Annotated in this window: 16 protein-coding genes; 4 read left to right on the top strand and 12 right to left on the bottom strand. The window is 63.5% G+C overall.

Going from position 1 to position 19,806, the window contains the following annotated elements; genetic code table 11:
• Nucleotides 1–279 precede the first annotated feature (279 nt).
• Together ABIC50_RS04075 and tssF are read left to right on the top strand one after the other, a co-directional pair.
• Complete coding sequence (locus tag ABIC50_RS04075; RefSeq protein WP_354161749.1) at nucleotides 280–1,302, top strand: diguanylate cyclase domain-containing protein; 1,023 nt, start codon at nucleotides 280–282, stop codon at nucleotides 1,300–1,302.
• Nucleotides 1,303–1,498: 196 nt separating this feature from the next.
• Nucleotides 1,499–3,310 carry a type VI secretion system baseplate subunit TssF gene (gene tssF, locus ABIC50_RS04070; RefSeq protein WP_354161741.1) on the top strand — a complete coding sequence of 604 codons (1,812 nt, stop codon included), beginning with the start codon at nucleotides 1,499–1,501 and terminating at the stop codon, nucleotides 3,308–3,310.
• A gap of 51 nt (nucleotides 3,311–3,361) precedes the next feature.
• On the opposite strand, the gene ABIC50_RS04065 is transcribed toward tssF, so the two are convergent.
• The 11 genes from ABIC50_RS04065 to ABIC50_RS04015 form a co-directional block, all read right to left on the bottom strand.
• Complete coding sequence (locus ABIC50_RS04065; protein ID WP_012363636.1) at nucleotides 3,362–3,613, bottom strand: PAAR domain-containing protein; 252 nt, start codon at nucleotides 3,611–3,613, stop codon at nucleotides 3,362–3,364.
• Between the two features lie 39 nt (nucleotides 3,614–3,652).
• Entirely contained in the window at nucleotides 3,653–4,354 is a 702-nt protein-coding gene (locus ABIC50_RS04060) for a putative type VI secretion system effector (protein WP_354161738.1), read from the bottom strand.
• 25 nt (nucleotides 4,355–4,379) lie between these two features.
• Nucleotides 4,380–5,087, bottom strand: a complete 708-nt coding sequence (locus ABIC50_RS04055; RefSeq protein ID WP_354161735.1) for a putative type VI secretion system effector — start codon at nucleotides 5,085–5,087, stop codon at nucleotides 4,380–4,382.
• Nucleotides 5,088–5,112: 25 nt separating this feature from the next.
• Entirely contained in the window at nucleotides 5,113–5,844 is a 732-nt protein-coding gene (locus ABIC50_RS04050) for a putative type VI secretion system effector (RefSeq protein WP_354161732.1), read from the bottom strand.
• A gap of 2 nt (nucleotides 5,845–5,846) precedes the next feature.
• Complete coding sequence (locus ABIC50_RS04045; protein ID WP_354161729.1) at nucleotides 5,847–8,678, bottom strand: T6SS effector BTH_I2691 family protein; 2,832 nt, start codon at nucleotides 8,676–8,678, stop codon at nucleotides 5,847–5,849.
• A 5-nt stretch (nucleotides 8,679–8,683) separates the two neighbouring features.
• Entirely contained in the window at nucleotides 8,684–9,706 is a 1,023-nt protein-coding gene (locus ABIC50_RS04040) for a DUF4123 domain-containing protein (protein ID WP_354161726.1), read from the bottom strand.
• 2 nt (nucleotides 9,707–9,708) lie between these two features.
• A complete protein-coding gene (locus ABIC50_RS04035; RefSeq protein WP_354161723.1) occupies nucleotides 9,709–12,240 on the bottom strand; it encodes a type VI secretion system Vgr family protein in 2,532 nt (843 codons plus the stop codon).
• A gap of 242 nt (nucleotides 12,241–12,482) precedes the next feature.
• The gene (locus ABIC50_RS04030; protein ID WP_354161720.1) at nucleotides 12,483–12,935 is read right to left on the bottom strand and encodes a hypothetical protein; all 453 of its coding nucleotides are present in this window, start codon (nucleotides 12,933–12,935) and stop codon (nucleotides 12,483–12,485) included.
• Nucleotides 12,935–14,338: a phosphatase PAP2/dual specificity phosphatase family protein gene (locus ABIC50_RS04025; protein WP_354161717.1), complete on the bottom strand. Its 1,404-nt coding sequence runs from the start codon at nucleotides 14,336–14,338 to the stop codon at nucleotides 12,935–12,937. Before ABIC50_RS04025 ends, ABIC50_RS04030 begins: the two co-directional genes overlap by 1 nt.
• A complete protein-coding gene (locus tag ABIC50_RS04020; protein WP_175655904.1) occupies nucleotides 14,335–16,104 on the bottom strand; it encodes a bifunctional alpha/beta hydrolase/class I SAM-dependent methyltransferase in 1,770 nt (589 codons plus the stop codon). Before ABIC50_RS04020 ends, ABIC50_RS04025 begins: the two co-directional genes overlap by 4 nt.
• A gap of 68 nt (nucleotides 16,105–16,172) precedes the next feature.
• Entirely contained in the window at nucleotides 16,173–16,778 is a 606-nt protein-coding gene (locus ABIC50_RS04015; RefSeq protein ID WP_354162178.1) for a CDP-alcohol phosphatidyltransferase family protein, read from the bottom strand.
• A gap of 450 nt (nucleotides 16,779–17,228) precedes the next feature.
• On the opposite strand from ABIC50_RS04015, the gene ABIC50_RS04010 reads away from it, so the two are divergent.
• Nucleotides 17,229–17,861, top strand: coding sequence for a lysophospholipid acyltransferase family protein (locus ABIC50_RS04010; RefSeq protein WP_354161714.1), 633 nt, complete (start codon nucleotides 17,229–17,231; stop codon nucleotides 17,859–17,861).
• A 36-nt stretch (nucleotides 17,862–17,897) separates the two neighbouring features.
• Nucleotides 17,898–18,827: a phosphatidate cytidylyltransferase gene (locus tag ABIC50_RS04005; protein WP_175756246.1), complete on the top strand. Its 930-nt coding sequence runs from the start codon at nucleotides 17,898–17,900 to the stop codon at nucleotides 18,825–18,827.
• Between the two features lie 59 nt (nucleotides 18,828–18,886).
• On the opposite strand, the gene ABIC50_RS04000 is transcribed toward ABIC50_RS04005, so the two are convergent.
• Nucleotides 18,887–19,735, bottom strand: a complete 849-nt coding sequence (locus ABIC50_RS04000; RefSeq protein WP_354161711.1) for a topoisomerase IV — start codon at nucleotides 19,733–19,735, stop codon at nucleotides 18,887–18,889.
• Between the last annotated feature and the right edge of the window lie 71 nt (nucleotides 19,736–19,806).

The following is a 19,806-nucleotide window of genomic DNA, read 5'->3' as shown; positions in this document are numbered from 1 at the left end:
GGCGAAACTCACCGTGATTCGCGCTGACGAAGCGAAAAACAACTCAATTCGGTCGGAAATGCTGCGCGCCGCGATTGAATGGCAAGAATTACGCCGTTGCTGCCTGCCGGAGCGACCGGCATACTGCCGGCGCGCCGGGCTGGCCGGTCGAACACCCGACTACCGGCCGAATGCCGGTTGCGACCCCTTGCGGGCCGCCCGGATGCGCTGCCGCGCGAGCGGCGCGTATGCTACCGCAAGCTCGCGCCGAGCGCCGCGCTTTCTTCATGGAAAACTGACTTGGATCAATTCGTCGACACCGCCACGCCGTCCCCCGACACGCTGCTGCGCATCATTGCCGCGCAGGCCGAAATCGCGAAACTCGGCCTCGATCTCGGCAGCGTGATGGCTTACGTGACCGAGCAGGTGCCGCAGCTCACGGGCGCGAGCGGCGCGGCGGTCGAATTCGCCGAAGGCGACGACATGGTGTACCGCGCCGCGTCGGGTTCGGCCGCCGGGATGCTCGGGCTGCGGCTGCGCCGCTCGGGCAGCCTGTCCGGCCTGTGCGTGACCCGCGGTGAATTGCTGCGCTGCACGGATTCGGAAACCGACCCGCGCGTCGATCGCGACGCGTGCCGCCGGGTCGGGCTGCGCTCGATGCTGGTGATGCCGCTCACGCATGCGGACACGACGGTCGGCGTGCTGAAGGTGATGTCGCCGGACGTCGACGGTTTTTCGGCCGCCGACGCCGGCACGCTGCGGCTGATGGCCGACCTGATCGCCGCCGCGATGTTCCACGCGGCGCGCAACGAAGCCAACGAGCTGTACCTGCGCGCGACGCACGACGCGCTCACCGGCCTGCCGAACCGCGCGCTGTTCTACGACCGCCTGCGCCAGTCGATGCACACGGCGCTGCGCGCGAACGGCCGGCTCGGCATCCTCAACATCGACATGGACGGGCTCAAGCCGATCAACGACGGCCTCGGCCACCGCGCGGGCGACGCCGCGCTGCGCGAGATCGCGATGCGGATGCTCGGCGCCGTGCGGCGCTCGGATACGGTCGCGCGGGTGGGCGGCGACGAGTTCGCGGTGATCCTGCCGAATGTCGGCGGCCGCGACGACGTCGACGCGCAACGCGCCCGGCTCGCGCGCAAGGTTGGCGAGCCGTTCGAATTCGACGGGCATCCGCTGCGGCTCGGCGTCAGCGTCGGCATCGCGATGCTGCCCGACGACGGCACCGACATGAACGCGCTGATCGAACATGCGGATCGGGAGATGTATGAGGTGAAGCGGACGCGGACGCGGCGGGTTGACCACGTGTGATACGAAGGCGGAATGTCGCGTTGCCCGTCTGGACATCCGGCGGAGCAGAAAGCAGATCGACATGCGATGACAGCAATATGTAATTTTATGGTTATCATTGCGATCCCAAGCACCGACACGCCCGACATCATGTGGCGCAACCGAGCAGGCAAAGAGTACATGCCTTTGTCGCTCGATCGGTTCGCCACTTCACGCAATGGATCATCTGCTTCCGCACTACGAACGAGAGCTTGGCCTGCTGCGCGCATCAATTGCCTCCTTCTCGGCGCGCTATCCCAAAATTGCCGTCCGCCTCGGGATCAACGGAGACCGCTCTGAAGATCCGCATATCGAGCGAATGCTGCAGTCATTCGCTCTTCTTGCCGCGAATATCGGCACCCGGCTCAGTGACGAGTATCCTGAATTCACCACGTCGCTCGCAGGCATGCTGTGCCCTCAATACCTGCGACCGGTCCCGGCATGTACGATTGCCCGGTTCGACATCGGCGACGTGTTCGACAAGCTGACCGAACCGTCGTCGATTCGCCGCAACACCGAACTCTCGAGCAAAGCGGAGGACTGCCGCTTCCGTACTGTCTACGACGTTACGCTTGCGCCCATACGCATTGAGCACGCGCGGTACGGGCCGGCAACCAGCGTTCCGTCCTATGCGGTATTGCCACCGAGCACATCCGGCCTCCTCTCGATCACTTTCGCGGTTACGCGGCCTGATTTTCGTATCGCGTCCATCCCGAGTCCGCTGCGTGTCCATATCCACGGCGCAGACGAAGTCGTCGCCACGATCCTCGATTCGATGACAATGCGGACCGCGGCAGCGTTCGTCGAAGACGCGCAACAGCGGTGGACCGCATTGCACGCTTCGCCGCTTGCACCGGTAGGCTATGACGACACCGAGCGGCTGATCGACGAAGACGACGGAGCGCCGGCCCTGCGATTGCTCGGCGAATACTTCGCATACTCGAAGAAGTTCGATTTCGTTGACGTCGACCTCGGTGCGCTGACCGATGCAGCAGGCCCGGATCACAAACTGACGCTGCACCTCGCGATCGGCGGCATACATCCGGACTCGCGGGAAGCCCAGCGGCTGGGCGCGTTGTCAGCAGATAACCTGAAGCTCTTCTGCACGCCGATCGTCAATTTGTTCCGGCTAACATCGGTGCCGCTCAAACGAGACTCGCTGACCGGCACGTATCCGGTGCAGTCGCAGAACACCGATGCAGCGCAGGTTGCGATCTGGTCGGTCGACACGGTACGCGCCACGACTGGCGTGTCGAGGGCGGCTGTCATTCCGCCGTTCACGTCGCTCATGCATGGCGGTGTCGGCGGCCCAACCGGCCCCTACTGGATTTCCGTCCAACGCGCGGCGACGACTTCTTCGGGAAAAGCCGAGGCTGCGATCAGTCTGGTGGGACTCGATGGTCGCCCTGCGTCCGACACCGGGATCGAGCAGATCACCGCGAACATGACGTGCACGAACGGCGATCTCCCCCGGACGATAAGGGCGCGTGCGCCGAATGGCGATCTCGTCAACGAACAAGGCGCAATCGTGTCGCGCATCGACATGCTCGACGCGCCCACCCCGGTTGCCCGTCTACCGCAAGAAGGCGACGCCGTATGGCGGCTCATCGCGCAACTCGCGCCGCATTCGATCGAACTGACCCGCTCCGGGCTTGCAGAATTGAAACGCCTGCTCCGCCAATTTGCGGTGCAGTCGGGCACGCACGCGAATCTGATCGATGGATTGACGAACCTGGGTCATCGCGTCCGGCAACTCTGGCTGTCGGGAGAGCCGATGCCGAGCTTTGTACGCGGCCTGGAGGTGACGCTGACCGTTGACGAACAGGCGTTCGCGGCAACGAGTCTGAATGCGTTCGTCGGTGTGATGGAGCGTTTTTTCACTGCGCATATGTCCGCAACGAACTTCGTGCAGCTTGTCGTCATGTCCGCCAACAACGGCAGGGAAATTCGACGCAGTGCGCCGCGACCGGGAGCGACGCCGCTCGTGTGACCTCGCGGTGCGACAAGTCTTGCGGAACGTTCGCCCGGTCACCTATGCCGATCAGACGAGGCTCGAAATCAAACAACATCCGCAAGTCGCGCGATGGCCGTGCCGGGCAATCGGGACGCCATCGTCAGTCATCGATTCGTCGCCCTCGACGATCAGGTTCGGTTTAATCTCGGGATGCTGCGGACACGTCACTTCGTCGCCCTTGCGCGCCACGAATCGGCCGTCGAAGCGCATCTTCGACGAACCTGTGATTACCTTGCCGCCATGGTCGGTGTCGTCGCCGACACGGATGAGATTCATCATGAATTCGATTCCTTGCTCGTAACGTGATCCGGATGCTTGTCAGTAGCGGAAATACAGGATGCCCAGTGCGGCAGGGTCGCCGGGTTTCTTATCCTTCTTCGTGATGGCCGGGAGATCGACGTTTTTGACGTCCTTCCAGCCGAATCCCTCAAAAATTCCTTCGGCCAGTCGAACGAAGCCCATCATCTTCCGGGCAACGCGATAAGTAATGAACCCGTAGCCCAGCGCCGACACCAAAGTCCCCAGCGCGCATGATATGATCAAATTTCCAATTGGCACGCCGCCTTTAAAAATAGCGAAGCACGCAATTATAAAATATTCAAAAAACATCGCAGCCGCAAAAAATGCCCCACCCCATTTAAATGAAGCTCGATAATGAGCAAAGCGACCTCGGCTACAATGCGGATGAAGCGCCACAATTTTGTCCGACAATCGCCGGATGCCGAATGCCTGCCAAGTATCACCCCAACGCTCAGCCACAATCTCGACCTCGTCACCTTCTGAAAATACCGACCACCAAACCCAAGCCTTCACCGACCTCCCTTCAAGCTCGAACTCAAGCAGGTCAGCGTCTTCGGTAGTATCCATTGCCATACCACTTAGTCCGACGGCAACTCCACCGAGGCCGACCAAACTGGCCGCAACTGCCGTCGCGCCCATCTTGGCGCGGTCCGCATCGCTAAAGAAGAAGTCCTGACTGCAGCGCGTCTTGCGAAGGTTGCAGAGGCGCCCACGCAGCAACTGAGACTGCGGTCGTGACGTGAAGTTAGTAGCGAAAATACAGCACCCCCAACGCGCCCGGCTCGCCCGGTTTTTTCCCTTTTTTTGTAATCGCAGGAAGATCTATATCCTTCACACCCTTCCATCCAAATCCACGAAATATATTCTCCGCGAGACCGACAAATCCCATAAATTTTCGAGCGATACGGAAAGCGATAATTCCGTATACCGCAGCCGCTGCAAACCCGCCGATTGCAAGCCCAACAGTGAGACCAACCCAATCCGTCTCCGATCCGTATTTCAAAAAACCATACAAAAAACCAAATACAAAAAATGCCGCGATTAGTGACACAGAAATTTTGCACCATAATTTCAACGTGGCGCGGTAGTGGGCATTCCGGCCACGACTACAATGTGGATGGAGTGCGACAATCCCATCAGATATCCGTCGAACACCAAAAGCTTGCCAAGTGTCCCCCCAACGTTCTGCGACAACTTCGACTTCATCCCCTTCTGCAAACGCCGACCACCATACCCACGCTTTGACCGGCTTGCCATCTAGGTCGAATTCGATCAGATCAGCTTCTTCCGCGGTGTCCATAGCCATACCGCTCAAGCCCACTGCCACACCGCCCAATCCAGCCAAACCTGCAGCAATCGCAGTCGCGCCCATCTTCGCTCGATCAGCATCGGTAAAGAAGAAATCCTGACTGCAACGCGTTTTGCGCAGGTTGCAGACACGCCCGCGCAGCAACTTCGACTGCGGTCGCGACGTGACCTTAGTAGCGGAAATACAGCACCCCCAATGCGCCAGGCTCGCCGGGTTGCTTATGCTTCTTCGTGATGGCCGGTAGATCGATATTTTTAACATCCTTCCATCCGAATCCCTCAAAAATTCCTTCGGCCAGACGAACAAAGCCCATCATTTTTCTCGAGATTCGATATGTTATAAATGCAAAACCCGCCGCCGACACCAGGCTGGATATCAGGCATCCGATTATCAGATTTTCAATTGGGACACCACCCTTGAAAATTGCAAAGCATGCAATAATAAAATACATGATCATCAGCATAGAGAAAAAAATCATCCCTCCCCATCTGAATGAAGCTCGATAGTGTGCGAATCGACCTCGACTACAGTGCGGATGGAGCGCCACAATTTTGTCCGAAAGTCGTCGAATACCAAAGACCTGCCAGATATCCCCCAAACGCTCAGCAACCACCTCCACCTCATCTCCCTCTGCAAACACAGACCACCATACCCATGCCTTCACTGGCTTCCCATCAAGATCAAACTCGAGCAGATCAGCCTCTTCGGTGGTATCCATCGCCATCCCACTCAGCCCTACTGCAACGCCTCCCAAACCGACCAAGCCGGCTGCAATCGCGGTTGCGCCCATTTCAGCGCGATCAACTTCGCCGAAAATAAAATCGTGACCACCCCGCGTCTTACGCAGGTTTTTAATACGACCGCGCATTTTGACGACGGATGAAGTTTTCAATTCGATCATATTTATTGCACTCCGGAGCTCGGCTTCAAACCAACAGCAGCGAGAGCCTTCTCAAACTCATCACGCTGCTTATCTATCGCCCATGGCGGATTGTCCTGCCCTTTGCCAAACGAGCATTTCTCAAACCACGCCTGGAGGTCATTATCTGAAAAATATGCAATTAAAAGCTGTAGTATTACAAGTGCCACTGCAACTTCCCAGCCAGCGAGAAATAGAACCCCACGACCGATCAATAGAAGGGCAGCACGCTCCGTAACTATAATTCCAGCTTCTTCTGCAGCTGCTCCGACAGCAGCCCTACCGACAGCATTGGCTGCCGCCCGCCCCGCACCACTCGCAGCCATTGCGCCCGATCGAGCCGTCGCGCCCGCAATACCTACTCCAACTTTCGCGATAAACACTACGCCGCGTCCGCCGGTAATACGGGCGATCAACGGAGCAGATGAGGTCAATGCCGTAAGGAAATTTGCTCCTGTTGCACCGAGTCCGAGCATTGCCTTAAAGAAGTATGCCGACATCAAACCATATTGCGTCTTTCCGGCGCTTTCAAATCCCTTCCCTGCATCCAGCACCGTCCCAATCATCGAAGACGCCCCGCCAAAATACCCGGTAATCGCCTTCAGATTGCTCAACGTCCGCGCCGCGTCCTTCGACAATCCCGTCATCAGCTTCGTCGAAGCCTGCAGGCAAGCGGACATCGACGAGAATCCCCCCGCCACCAACATCGCGTAGTCTTCGCCCTTCTTGTCCGCCTTCGCAAGCGCGCAACCGAAGCTCAGCAACTCGATCACGGCCAGCGTGCCGCCGATCCGCACACCGAGATTGACCGCCTTGCCTTCCTGCGTCAACTTGACCGCATTCCATTTCGCCCGATAGAGCTGGCCGCCTTCGTGTTCGGCGAGCGACTGAATCGTCCTGACGAACGCGTCTTTCGCCACGACGCCCTGACTGCGCAACGTCCGATATCCCTGCTGCAACCTCAGACGCAACTCCGGTTCGACCTTGATCGCCTGCCTGACGAGATCGATCGTGTCCGCCTTGCTGATGCCGATGCGCAACATCAGCGCACCGCGAATCATGAATGTACCGGCGCAATCGCCCAGAACGCCAAGCCCCGTCCATTTGAACAGCGCATTGCCCATCGTGATGACGAGTGCATCGCCCTGAAGGCTTTTCAAATACTTTTCCGACACCGATACGGGACTCTGATGCTCATGCACCTCCTGCATCTTGTCGCGGAAATCGACGAAGTTCTTCAACTGCTCCAGCACTTTGCTGACCTTGTCGGCGATGTCGCTGACCGTGTCGGTCTTGGTCGTCTTGTTCGCGATCGCCTGGGTCAGCAACTGCTTGATCTCGGCCTTCGGTTGCTTCTGGTTGTAGGCGAACGCACGCCACACGAGACTGGTCGGCAAAGTCGGATCCATGTTGTTGACCAGTTCCTCGACGACGGCCGCACCACGATCCTCCGACGGCAATCCGTTGATCGCCTCGATCACGACTTTCTCGAACGCCCGTCCGTCGTCCGCGTTTTCTTCGTGATAGTCATGCAGCGCGGCGATGAACGTGGGCGCCTTCAGCCATGCCTTCACGTCGGGTGTACGGCGCGCCTGAATTGCCTTGACCGCATCCTGAACAGACGTGAACCATGGCCGGAAGGCGCCGAGCTTGCGCAGATTCAGTTTGCCCTCGTACTTGGGCCACTCGGCATCGCCGATCGTCTTCGCTTCCTCGGGGCTGATCACGCCCGCTTGCTCGATCCGCCGGTCCGACGCCGCCTGCTGCTCGGGCGAGACGACGGCGTAACTCGGAATGCCGTCTATCGCGCCAGGGTTGTTCAGCATGCCTTCCCAGCCGGCCCGCAGGGCGGAGCGCATGCGGCTCTTGAACGCAACCGCCCCGTTGCGCACGGCCACCTCGGCTGCATCGATCGACAGCATCGCGTCGATTTGCCGGCCCTGCTCCTTCACGTACAGCGACAACATGCTGCCTGCATCGTTACGAAAATCGTTCAGTTCGTGAACGTTGCCGATGCCGTCCCACAACGCGAGCATCATGGGCGGATGAGATTGCCCTTTCCCAGTCGAGCCGATCGTGTTCATCAGTTTGACCAGCGCTTCGCTCGTCGACAGTGGCGACGCCTGTCGGATATGCAGCGGGTAGCGGGTCGACTCCCGTCCCATCAGCTTCGGGTCGTAAGCGCCGGTCTCGTCGGTCAATCGCTGGTCCTGCGGGACGAGCAGTTTGGGGTCCAGCGCCGGCATGTACTCGACGACATCATCAATCCGCTCACGCGTTGCAACGACCGCATGCTTCTTCGGGTCGTTGCCGCCGTTGATCCATTTGGACGGCTCGATCCATTGCATGCGCTGCTCGCGCAATGCCGGATTTTCCTCGTATCGCTTGAATGTATCGTCGACCCATGCGTGCTCGGAAAATGCGATGTAGACACGGTCCGTGCATTTTTCCGGACGCTCGATCGCGATCAAGTCCATCGGCACCGCAATCGCACACTGGGCGCACGCGGGATGCGTGGACGGTTCCTCAGGCAGCGGACGCGATTGTTTCCACAGTCGCCCGTCTTCCGTCACCTTGTACACCTCCCACCGCTTGGGACCTCGGGCACTCTGGACGTAATACAGGTACACCCATCCATCGCGCAGGGTGCGCAGCCCGTAACGGTGCGTCGTCAGTGGCACGTCGGTGATGCCTTTCCCGCCAATGCCGTCCGGAAGCTTTGCCGGAACCTTATTCGGCAAAACGGTATAGCGGACAGGCAGGATCGGCAGCCCGGTCTTCTGGCAATTCGCGCATTCTCGTTCAGTGGTCGCCATTTCTTTTATTCGTATCTCGTGTCGGGGCTCGGTCGGCGTTGCGGGTCGGATAGCGAGGCCGCCTGTCCGTACCACGCCCCTTGTCGAATTTCGTCGATGTCGTCAGGCCGAAGGTGGCCGATCGCCGCAGTATAAAAATCGTCGGGCGAAAACTGCTTCAACACCTTCTCAATCTCGGGATGCCGATCGAAGTGCGGATGCCAGTCGAGCGCGTGCCCGATGAACGCGATCAGGTCGTCACGATCCTGCAGCCCGTATTGCTCGGCCCGCGCCGCGGCCGCAACGGCCGCGTCTACTTCCGCAGGCGTCGGCTGACGGCCTGCCGCCAACGCGTGTAATGCGAGCGCACGGTTGACGAGGCCGTGGCGATGCACTTCCGGCCATTGCGCGGCGGTAAGCGAACACGCCCGGCTCGATCCAACGCCACGGCCATACGCTCGCGGTTTCGCGCACACGTCGAGCGCATGCCAGACAGTCACCGGCCCGAGTAGCGCCTGCTGCTGTTGCTCGGTCAATAGCGGCCAGATCAAACCCAACGCACGGGTGTCGTAAAAGCGCAGCGCACATAGCCGCCCGCGCTCGTCGTACTGCAACACTTGCGTCGACCAGTGTCCGGCGACTTCGTCGGCGGAAGCAGTACTCGCCAGCCATCCGCCGATGCGCTGTCCGAGCCCCTGCGCCATCGACGCGGGACGCCGGTCTTCGAATGCGAGCCGCACGCTTTCCTTCAGCAGCATGGCGCCTGCCGACGACCGCAAATCCAGTTCAACGAGGTAAGGCTGCTGTTCAGCCGGAAATCCGTCGTGCGCGATCGTCACGATCGTGCGCTTCAGCTCGCTGAATGCCGATCCGTCGTCTGACGGCACATCACGCTGCGACGGATCGACAACCAGAAGACAACGCATTTCAGGGTGCTTGTCGAAATAGGCGTGCAGCACACTGGCGGTGGCGTCGATCACTGCGTTCTCGCTAGACGCACTCAGGCCATCCGCACCATCCGCGACACGATTGTTCGGAGTATTCATCATGACTACTCCAGCACGACGCTCGACGCACTGTCGGCCGCCGCCGACGCCGTCTTCCATGCGCAACCTTTCTGTACGCTCGCAATCGGCGACGGCAGGCGCATGGATGACGCACCGGGCTTGTCCCACGATGCACATTTCTCGAGGATCTGGCCGCTCGTGCCGTTCTCGATCAGGTCGGGCGCGATCTTGATATAGGAGCCGCCGGCACCAATCCAGATCTCCTTTTCCGCGGAGATCACGACACGCCCGCTCGAACTCGTGATCGTCACGTCGTTGAGCGCCGCAAGCTTCATCTCGTCGCTCTGCGCCTGAATCTCGACCTTCCCCTTGGCGGCGAAGAGCTTGATCCCCGCGTTCTGAGCAAACAGGCTGATCTTTTCCATCACGCTCGCGATCAGCGATTTCCCGGCGGCGACGTGCGTACTTCTGCCGCTGACGATATTGACTTGCTGGTTCGCCGTGAGCTGCGCCGAGTCCTGCGTCGATACGCCCACACCCGCGGGACTCGCGATCAGCATGATCGGCGACGAAAACCCGTTTGCGCTACCCGTGCCGCCACCTCCCGTTCGACCGCCACTGCCTGCGCCACCCGCCACGTTGTACTGCGTTGCATTGGTGAATCGCTTCAGCGCGTCGTGCCCTTCGTCCAGGCTCTCGGCCTGATTTGCCGCACTCGCCTGTGACGTCAGTTCCACCACGCTCTCCGCACTCGCCAATTGCTCGGTCGCGGCAGTCACGTTCAGAGGCTGGTGAGCCGTTGCCGAATGCGTCGAAACGAACAACCCATGCCCCGCACGAATGGCGCCGTACGCGTCCGATTTGAGATCAAAGCCATTGCCGAGGAATGCGCCGCGTGCATTGTCCGTATGCTGGATCAGGTAGCCGAGATGCAGATGAGACTGATAGCTGCTGGAATAGAGGTGAACGCGATTCTGCTGCGTCGAGTCGTCCATCACGAGCTGGTTGTAGCCCGTCCCGCCGTACTCGCGCGACCGGTAGCCCGACAGCAGTCCGTTCGAGTGCCACACCGGTTGGGTCGCGCCCCCGTACATCCTCGCAATGATGACGGGCCGGTCGCAATCGCCTTCCATGAAACCGACGACGACCTCATCGCCCTTGCGCAATGGCTGGATGCCACCGCGGTTCGCACCGGCATCGAGAAAAGTCGGCCGCACCCAACACGACGCGCGTTCGTCCTGGTCATTGCGGCGGTTCCAGTGAAACCACACCTTCACGCGATTCAACGAGTCGGTGTACACCTCTTCACCACCCGGTCCGGCAACGATCGCGTTCTGCAACTGCATGACCGGCTTCTTGTGCTCGAACGGACTGCGAAACGGAACGTTGCGCGGCTGTGCCTCGACCTTAACCTGAAAGAAGCCTTCGCTGCCGTCTGCATGCCGCACGGTTGCTCCGGCCTTCGCCTCGGAAACCTCGGCAGCCAGCCCATCGGGAAAGGCCTCCACACCATCGAGACCCGGCACGTTGTTGGATATCAGCCAGTCGACTCCAAGCAGCACGAACTCTCGATCGGCCTGGTTGCCCGCATCGTGAATCGGGTGACCGCGAAGTTCGAAACGCCTTCCCGGCATCGCACAACGCAAGCCGCCCACACCGTGAAAGCGCTTCATTCGCGACATCTTCTCTTCAAGACGAATCCGCGCGAGGCGTTCGCCCTGCTCCCGATCGGACCACATGTAGGCACCCGGATAGTCGTAGACCTCGCCGTCCGTCGGCAAATTGCCGTGGACGTCGGTCACGCCTTGAACCTGTCGGGGAAGATCGGGCCGCTTGTAGTCGAACGAGCGCGACGTCAGTTGCGCACTCTCGATCTGAAGCTGCTCCTTCCATTGAGCGAATCCGTCCAGCTCGCCGCCAATTTCCATGCGGCCGAACTCGACGACCGGTTGCCTGAGCGCGGGAACGAAGTAGGCGTCGTCCGTCACGACCATCGTGTGGGATCGGCCGTCGTCCGCTTGTTCGAAGTAGGGAAATACACCCACCTCTTCCATGCTTCGGTGGACGAAATTCAGATCGTATTCCCATTGCACGCGATTCGAATACGACGGTAACGCACCATGCAGGTCGAAGCGGAACGCGCCGCGTGCCTGCGCATGCTCGTTGAATACGTCGGTGAGAATCTGTTCGCCGTTCTGCTCCTGCCAATCGCGCATGTCGCGACGCAGGCACAGGAAGTAAAGCCACGAGGAAAAGGCCAGCTTGTAGTACGTGAGCGGGCCATCGGATCCCAGCCGGCTGAAGCGGTGAACGTAACCGTGAATCGGCATGTACGTACCGTCGACCTGCTGAATCCAGAGCGTCACCGGCTTGGCCAGCAGCGCCTTGAGGTCGATCTGGCCACCGCGCGGCGACACGACGTCGATCACGAATTCATAGTCGCGTCCTAATCTGGCCGTTCCTTTAACGTACAGAGGCAGTAACCAGTCGACGCCGAGTGGCGTGTCCAGTTTGACAAGACGATTGTATTGCGCGTCGCCCAGACGCAACGTCTTATAAAGTGCGGTATGGCCCATGCAGCATGCCCTTGATTGTATTAAGGCGGGATTTCTGCCGAGCCGATATTATAAATACCTTTCACAATAAATTCGATTAGCCGACAGTCTTTGAATATTGTCAGGTTCAAAGCAACGACCATCGGGTAAATATTTCCGATATTCCGTATTTTGGTTTTGATTCGGCAATCATTACACGACACGCACCTTCTTCCATGCGTGGCTCTCGCTCGGTGGCACCCCGCCGCCTCGCGCACGCACGGCTAACCCACCCGCGGCACCGCGATCGCCAGCCCGACCACGATCCACTGCACGATCGCGACCAGCACGGCGGCACGGCACAGCCCGACCGCGCCGCGCACGCGGTCGTCCAAAGCGCGTCCAGTCTTCCCTGCATCGATCCAGCCGAGCTCGACAAGCGCGCGATCGAGCGCGGCGAGCCCGTCGTCGACCGACGCATCGCACGACGCCGCCCGCGCCAGCGCGGCGAACAGCCGGCGGTCGATCTCGATGCGCACCGCGTACCACAGCACGGCAATCCCCGACCCGGTGCTGACCACGGCCAGCAGCACGCGCGCGATCGTCGACGGCGCCCAGCCCGACGCGATCCACCACCCGGCGCCGGCCGCGGCCAACGCGGCCGCGATCGCCCACGCGCCCGCATCGAGCGCACCGCGCGCGGCGGCGATCCGGAACGGAGCAGATGGGTCGCGCATCACGGCCCTCCCGTCACGCGGCGGCGGTCGATCCAGTCCTGCAGCACGGCCACGCCGTCGTCCGACCATACCGCGCGCGGCCGCACCGCCCGTACCGCCGCGAGCGCGTCGCGCACATCGCCGAGCCCCCGCCGCGCGGCGAGCCACGCGGCCGCGCACAACACGCTGCGCCCGTAGCCGACCGCGCAGCAGACCAGCACGTCGCGCCCTTCCGCATGCAGGCGTTCGAGTGCCGCGACGGCCGCCGCGAGCTGCGCGGGCGTGGGCGCGACGAGGTCGAGTTGCGGCACCGCCACATACGCGAGAGACGCGTCGGCCGCGGCCCAGCGCGGCATCTCGGCCGTCAGGTCAACGAGCGCCGTGAAGCCATGGCGCCGCACGTCGCGCGTGGTCGGCGTGCGGCCGATCCACACGCGCTCGTCGATGCGCGCCGGCGCCGGCTGCCGGAACGTCCACCACCGCGAATTGACGAACGCCGCGGCGATCGTCGGCGCGAGCAGCCAGCGCACGGACACCGGCAAGCGGCCCGCATCGTCCTTCTGGAACGCGCCGGGCGCGCCGCGCCAATAGATCCACGCAACGCACGCGAGCGCCAGCGCCCCCCACCCGGCCGCCAGTGCAAGGCCCGGCGCACGCGACACGCAGTAAAGCGCCGCGAGTGCGACCAGCGCCGCGCCGAGCGCGTAGCGGCGCGCCAGCGCGCGGCCGGCGGCGGACGGGGAAGCGGCCGCACCCGGCAACCGCCCCGCGGCGTCACGCAACGGAAACAGAAACAGCGCGAGACAGCCGACAGCCGCGCCGGTCGGCACGTCGATCACGTGATGCTGGTAGGTCGTCAGCACCGACACGCCGATTGCCGCGAACCACGCATGCAGCACGATGCGCGCGGCCCTGCCGCGCAGATGCTTCGCATAGACGGCCCACAACACGACGAGCAGGCCGATGTGCAGCGACGGCGCCTGGTTGAACGGCTTGTCGAATCCCATCAGCAGCGTGAACAGCGCGCCGGCCACGCCGCCTGCATCGGGCCGCTCGAAGCCGAAGCGCAGCGGCCATGCGATGAAGCATGCGACCGAGATCAGCTGCACGGTCAACAGCCGCTTCACGTGATCGAGCAAATCGTCGCGGCGGGTCCAGAAGAAGAACGATAGCGCGTACAGCAGGTCGATCGACCAGTACGGCACGATGGTCCACGGCACGAACGGAATCCCGTGCTCCCAGCCGAACGCGAAGGTCGGCACCTCGGCGCGGCGCGCGGCGAGCCAGTTCGCGAAGCCGTAGGTGGAGAAGAACACCGCGCCCATCGCCGCGAGCCAACCGACGCGCAGCGCGAACGACGCATCGCGCGCGCCGGCCGCCGGCTCGGCCAGACCGCCGCCCGCGCCGCCGCCGAGCGCGCTCACGACGCGTCGACCCGCTGCGCGAGGCTGACCGTGAAGATGCCCATCTCGTCGATACGCTGGTCGAGCTTGCGGAAACCGGCGCGCGCGACGAGCTCGTCCATCTCGGCCTGCGAGCGGCGGCGCATCACCCAGGTCGCATCGCCGCGGTGATTGTTCAGCGCACGCGCGATGAATTCGAGCTGCGGATGCCACGGCTGCCCCGTATAGACGAGATAGCCGCCGGGCGGCACCGCCTGCGCGAGCCCGCGCAGCGAGCGCTCGATCAGCGCGTTCTCGCCGAATAGTTCATACAGCCCCGACACGATCGCGAGCGTCGGACGCGGCTCGAGCGTCGCGAGCGACGCCTCGTCGAACGCGTCGCCCCGCTCGAAGCGCGCGATCGGCTCGAGGCCGCGCTGCGCGATCAGCACGCGTCCGGCCTCGACGTTCGGCGGGCTGTAGTCGCGCAGCGTGATGTCGTCGGGCGCCGCGCCGTCGCGTTCGGCGGCCGTCGCGATCGCGTCGAGCACATAGCGTCCGTGCCCGGCCGCGATGTCGACGATCCGCACGGGTTCGCCGAGGCCGCGCAGCCGGCCGATCGCCGCGCCGATCAGCTCCTGCAGATGCACCTTGCGCTGACGGATGCCGACCCAGCCCGGCGAGTCGAGATAGGTGCGGTCGATCAGCGCGCCGACGCCGAGCCGGCCCTGCGCGCGGTTGCGGTACACGTAGTCGAGCGTCGAGCCCGAATCGAAGCCGAGCCGCAGACCGAGCGCGATGCCGTCCGACAGCGCGCCGCCGGCCTTCAGCCCGGCCCGCGTGATCGCCCAGTACGCGCGGGCGAACGGGTTCGCGGGCGGCCGGCCGAGCGCCGCGTATTCGTCGTGGAACGCGCCGCGCCGGTCGGCGTCGGCGAGCGACACGCGCGGGCTCGGCGTATCGAACTCGCGCAGCACGAACGCGCGCAGCGGCGCGAGCGCCTGCGCGCGGTCGCGCTCGCCGAGCGTGTCGTGATAGAAGCCAGGCAGCACGATGCGCTCCTTGCGCACGGCGCCGAGCCGCTCGAAGAAGCGGTCCTGCGGGCCGCGATGGACGACCCAGTCGGCGCCCGAAATCAGCAGCTGCGTCGGCACGGTGATCGCGGCCGCATCGGCGACGATCCGCTTCGCGGTGTCGTGCAGGTCGAGCAGCATGTTGACGGCGATCGGCCGCGTGATCAGCGGATCGGCCGCATAGCTCGCGATCCGTTCGGGGTCGTGCGTGAGGAATTTCGGTTTCACGTAGCTGTTCACGTAGAACAGCCCGCGCAGCTTGTGCATCAGCCGCAGCCCCGGCCGCGCGAACGGCACGTAGAGCTTGATGTGGAACGCCGGCGACGCGACCACGAGGCAGCGGATCGGCGGCGCGTAATCGTGTACCCAGGTGGCGGCGAGCACCGCGCCGACGCTCTGCCCGATCACGGCGATGTCCTCGATCGCGATGCCGTGCGTGTCGCGGATATGCTCGACGAATATCTGCAGGTCGCGCACCGACGCGGCCGCGCTCGGGCTGTAGCCGCGCGCGCCGGGCGAGCGGCCGTGGCCGCGCGCATCCCATGCGAAGAACGCGAAGTCCGGCAGGTCGAGCTCGTCGACGAGATGCGCGACGCGCGCCGAATGTTCGTGGCCGCGATGCAGCAGCACGATCGCGCCGCGGCAGCGCGGGCCCGTCGCGGGCCAGTGACGATAGAACAGCGTTTCGCCGTCGTGCGTGATGAAGTCAGCCTCGCGGGCCGTGCGTGCGCTCATGCGTTTCTCTCGTTTCGTTGTTCGAATCATGCGGCGCCGCCCTCAGGCGCCGGCCCACCCGTTGGCCGTCAGCCGCCCGCTTCGGCGACGCCGGCCTGCACGCGCCGCACCACCGTCACGATCGACAGCACGATCAGCACACGCCACAGCCATGCGGCGACGCTGCCGACCGGCAGGCCGAAGCTGATCCACAGCGCGAACGCACCGAGCGCGAGCGCGCGGTCGCTCTTGCCGAACGGGCCGTCGTAGCGGCGCGTCGCACCGGCGAGCGGGCCGATCAGCCCCGCGCATTCGACGATGACCGCCATCAGCGCGAACAGCCAGACGTCCGCCGGAGCGAACGCGGGAATCGCGAGGAACGGCAGCACGAGCGCGACATCGGACACGACGTCGCCGAGCTCGTTCAGGTACGCGCCGAGCGTGCTCTTCTGCCCGTGTTCGCGGGCGAGCATGCCGTCGATCGCGTTGAGCGCCATTCGCGCGAACAGCCAGATCGGGATCAGCAGGAACAGCACGCGGGCGAACACGCCGAGCCCCGCGAGCGCGCCGACGACGATCGAGCCGCCGGCCGCGAACAGCGTGACCTGGTTGGCGGTGACGCCGCGCTCGGCAAGCGAATCCGCGAACGGACGCAGACGGTTCTGGAATTTCGGTTTGAGTGCGTAGAGGCTCATCGTTTTATTGGTTCTGCTCATTCGGACACGTTTCCAGCCGCCATGCCCCGGGCGGCGCAACCGTCGGCATCGACGGCTTTTCGACAGGTGGCCGTAATCGTCGCCGAGCGGCCCCGACGCGTCAAGCAGCACGCCGCTGGCGCCGCGCGGGCAATCTGGCGTTTTTGACGGAAACTCGCGATAATCCGCTGGCCCGATCGCAGCAAGATCCATTCGAACTGCAAACGGGCGCTCGTGCAACAGCCGATTATCACGCCGCCGACCGGCGACCGCGCCGCGACGTCCGCCGGCGCATCGTCCGATTATCGCGGCCCTGCGACAGGCAGCCACGAATTTGAAAAAACTTAAACAATGGCCGTCCGGTGCGCATCCTGCCGCGCCGGCATTCCGGGATTCCGCCTGCCGCGCGTGCGCGGCCGCGCGGGCATGCAGGCAGGAGGCGCGGCGCCGATGAACATCCTGAACGTCTGGCAGCGCGATTTCCTGCTGTCGTTCGTCCGGCTCGTCGCCGGCGCGTATCCGGTCTGGCATCAGGCACCGCCGTCGCCGACGCAGAAGATCTACTTCTCGAACCACACGAGCCACATCGACACGCTCGCGATCCTGGCCGCGCTGCCGCGCGACGTGCGCGCGGTCGTGCGGCCGGTCGCCGCGCGCGACTACTGGGACAGCAGCGACCTGAAGCGCCATATCGCGCAGAAGCTGCTGAACGTCGTGCTGATCGACCGTCACCGCGAAAACGGCGGCAATCCTCTGGACCCGGTGCGCGACGCCTTGCGGCAAGGCCACTCGATCATCATCTTCCCGGAAGGCACGCGCGGCGCCGACGTGTTGCCGCAGCCATTCAAGAGCGGCCTGTTCCATCTCGCAACGGAATTTCCGGACGTCGCGCTCGTGCCGGTCTATCTCGAGAACCTGCAGCGCATCATGCCGAAGGGCGCGATCTGGCCCGTGCCGCTGATCTGCAAGGTGCACTTCGGGGCGAACGACGCGCTCGGCGCCGGTGAAGACAAGCCAACCTTCCTCGCCCGCATGCGCGACGCGATCGTCGCGCTCGCGCCGCCGCAGCGGCCGGCCGGCTGATCCCGGCGCCCTCCTCTCCCTTTTCCGGACCTCTTCATGCGAACTCTCTTCTGGGAACTGGTCGCGGGTGTCACCGGCGTGCTGGTGCTCGCGACGGTGATCGGCGCGATCCTCGGCGCGCGCAGCGGCGGCGCCAGCGCGACCGTGGTCAATCTGAACCAGCGCATCCGCGCGTGGTGGGCGATGATCGCGATCATGGTCATCGCGATCAGCCTCGGCAACAACGTCACGTACCTGGTGTTCGCGCTGCTGTCGTATCTGACGCTGCGCGAATTCATCACGCTCACGCCGACCACCGCGAGCGACCATACGACGCTCTTCATCGCGTTCTTCGTCGCGATTCCGGTGCAGTACGTGCTGCTCGGGATCAACTGGTACGGGATGTACTCGATCTTCGTGCCGGTGCACCTGTTCTTCGCGATGTCGCTGGTGTCGGCGCTCACGCAGGACACGCGCGAATTCCTGAGCCGCAACGCGAAGATCAACTGGGCGCTGATGGTCTGCGTGTACGGGCTGAGCCATGCGCCGGCCGTGCTGATCCTCGACATTCCGCGCTACACGGGGCAGAACGCGCTGCTGCTGTTCTTCTTCCTGTTCGTCGTGCAGATCAGCGACGTGCTGCAGTACGTGGTCGGCAAGCTGTGCGGGCGACGCAAGATCGCGCCGCGCCTGTCGCCGTCGAAGACGGTCGAAGGCTTCATCGGCGGCGGCCTGCTCGCGACGCTGTGCGGCGCGTCGCTGTATCGCGTGACACCGTTCAGCTTCGGCGCGGCGTTCGGGATCTCGCTCGCGATCGTGATCGCGGGCTTCGTCGGCGGCCTCGTGCTGTCGGCCGTGAAGCGCTCGCTCGGCACCAAGGACTGGGGCTCGATGATCGCGGGCCACGGCGGGATGCTCGATCGCGTCGACTCGATCTGCTTCGCGGCGCCGGTGTTCTTCCACCTCGTGCGCTACGTGTACGTGTGACGGGCGGGCGGCGCGATGCCGCCCGGATCCGCGGTTCTGCGGTACCCCGCACGGGCCGCTCAATACCCGTCGCGCACGGCCTTCGGCACGATGTAGCGGCCGCGCGCCGCGTCGAACTTCACCGTATGGCGCGCGTGAATCGCGCGATTGCCGCGCGTGCCGGTCTCGGTGACGATCAGCGGATAGACGCTATCGTTGACGCTCGTGTCCGGCGCGATCGCGAAGCGGCGTGCCTCGCAGCGCGCGGGATCGTTCGCGCATTCGTTCGATTCCGCATTGTCTAGCGCTTCGTCGATGCGCGCCGCCGCCGGCACCAGCGCGTCGCCGTACGGCAGCCAGATCGAGCGCATGCTTTGCGTATAGCCTTGCCGCGAGTCGCTGTTGCCGAGGACGAAACCGAACAGATGCGGCCCGAGCCGCTGGATGCTCACCGTGCCCGGCTCGCCGCGCCCGCCGGACACGATGCCTGTTTTCTTCAGCGCCGGTTCGAGCGTCGCGCCGTCCTGCGAAGGCCGAAGCACGTACAGGTCGATGGTGCCCGGCGTCGCATCGGAATCCATCCCCGGCATCCCGTTCTGCACGGCGTCCTCGGTCTCGCCGCACATCGCGAGCAGCGTGCGCGGGCCGTCGGCCGTCGCGACGCGCAGCGATCCGCACGACGCGTAAATGAAGTCACCCGCGTCTGACTGCCAGCCTTTGCGATCGGCGCGCCAGTTGCCGTAGGTGTCGTGGATGAACTTTTGCAGCTGACGCTCGGGATGCGCCGGCTCGGCGGCATGGGCCGGTGATGGCGCGACGAGCGCGGTGAGTGCCGCGACGGCGGACAGTGCGGCGAGGGTCGCCGCGAACCATCTACCGCGCATGGCCGCGCCCTTCACGCCCTCCGGCGTTACGATCTCGTTCTTCATTCCAGGATCCGGTCGATGCGCGCGGCCCCTGCCGCACGCGCGGGCGATGCCCGCGAGGCCGTAGCGTACAC

It is taken from the genome of Burkholderia sp. 567 (genome assembly GCF_040545115.1).
GTDB lineage: Bacteria > Pseudomonadota > Gammaproteobacteria > Burkholderiales > Burkholderiaceae > Burkholderia > Burkholderia ambifaria.
The sequence above is the reverse complement of the archived record's forward strand: the minus strand, read 5'-3'. Positions and strand labels throughout refer to the sequence as shown.